The following is a 1535-nucleotide window of genomic DNA, read 5'->3' as shown; positions in this document are numbered from 1 at the left end:
AGCTTGCCAGCACCATGCAAGAGATGGCACAGCAATTGATGGATGCAGAGCGGATTAGTTGTGAAGCAGCAAGTGATTTACTTTGGCTAGAAGCAGAAGGGTTTCCCCATGCTTACAGCCTACGCTTCATCCTGCTTAATGGGAGACGCGGTGATGGCTATTGGACACCTACTGCTGTACCAAGCTTTTTCCAGGCGGTACAAGATCTGGCTGCTAAAATCCAAGCGGTCACTACCAGTTAGGATCGCTGAATAAGTGCACCATCACCTCAGACATATTATCGGGAACAGATGAAATACAAGAACATACTTCTCCAATGCCTTCAATTTCTACCTCACAGGCATGGCAAGATCCCATCAAACAGCCCGTAGGAATTGATAAACCTGCGCGTTCTGCTACTTTCAGCAAAAGTTCACCCGGCTGCGCTACCGCTACTACATCATCCGGCAAAAATCTCACGTGAATTGTCATTGGTTCATTAGAGTTAGCAACTTAATATCTAGACCTTAAGGGCTTAGGTGTGATGCTTAGAGCAGTTCTAGTGCTTTAGAGATGCTCTTGCGTGCGATGCCCAACCATACTCTAGCTCAGCAATGTTGACAGATTGAGATAGGACTCTACAGAATTTGCCAAATTATCTAGCAGAGCCTCTCGTTGTTCTCGATAGTTAGCAATTCCCGTTGGTAAAGACTGAAGACCACGACGCTGACGAAGACGATTCAGCCAACTGCGCCGCCATGGCCCGTTATCAAACAGCCCATGTAAATATGTGCCCCAGACTGAAAGGTTAGAGTCAACAATCCCCAACCCCGGTTCATCAAACAGTTGTGAACACTTGAACTGCTCAGGTTGATCCGCAGGATCAAAATCGGCTAGGCTAGTGCGTCCGTGATAAAGTTCGTAGCCTGAAATCGGCAGACCAACCTCTGGATAAATGGAAGTAACTTGGCGTTGACGAGCAATTTTTTGTCCACTGATGACAGTTTTTACTGGTAATAAGCCTAGACCGCGATAGCGATGCTCTGACCCTTCCAATCCTTCAGGGTCGTGCAAGACTTTTCCCATCATTTGAAACCCCCCACAAATACCTAAAACCGTTCCACCAGCCGCTACATAGTTTTTGAGTGCCTCACCCATACCACTTTTATGCAGCACTAACAAGTCTGCGATCGTGGCCTTAGAGCCAGGTATGATAACAGCGTCGGGGTGACCTAGGGGGTCTCGAGGATGAAGGTATTTAACTGTAACTGAAGCTTCAGCCTCCAATGGCTCAAAGTCTGTAAAGTTAGAAATGCGTGGCAGGTGGATTACTGCTATGGTAATTCCCTCTACACTAGATACTCTTCGACCATACTTCTCTATAACAGTCAAGGAATCATCGGATAAAACAACTTGACTTAAGTAGGGAACTGCACCTAATACTGGAATTCCGCTGCGATCTTCTATCCACTTAATCCCTGCCTGAAGCGCGCTTGATTCACGATCAACATTGTTAAGAACAATGCCACGCACTAGTCTGCGTTCTTGAGGCTGCA

Annotated in this window: 3 protein-coding genes; 1 reads left to right on the top strand and 2 read right to left on the bottom strand. The window is 46.7% G+C overall.

All coding sequences use genetic code 11. The features are described from left to right. On the top strand, nt 1–242 hold a 242-nt coding region (locus tag NZ772_18745; GenBank protein ID MCS6815596.1), incomplete at its 5' end, for a DUF1818 family protein. Here NZ772_18745 and NZ772_18740 read toward each other — a convergent pair. Both NZ772_18740 and NZ772_18735 read right to left on the bottom strand, forming a co-directional pair. After that, complete coding sequence (locus tag NZ772_18740) at nt 232–471, bottom strand: (2Fe-2S)-binding protein (GenBank protein ID MCS6815595.1); 240 nt, start codon at nt 469–471, stop codon at nt 232–234. The genes NZ772_18745 and NZ772_18740 overlap by 11 nt on opposite strands. Nucleotides 472–582: 111 nt before the next feature. Further along, a partial coding sequence (locus tag NZ772_18735) for a cobyric acid synthase CobQ (GenBank protein MCS6815594.1) occupies nt 583–1535 on the bottom strand: 953 nt, incomplete at its 5' end.

This window comes from Cyanobacteriota bacterium (assembly GCA_025054735.1).
GTDB lineage: Bacteria > Cyanobacteriota > Cyanobacteriia > SKYG9 > SKYG9 > SKYG9.
The sequence above is the reverse complement of the archived record's forward strand: the minus strand, read 5'-3'. Positions and strand labels throughout refer to the sequence as shown.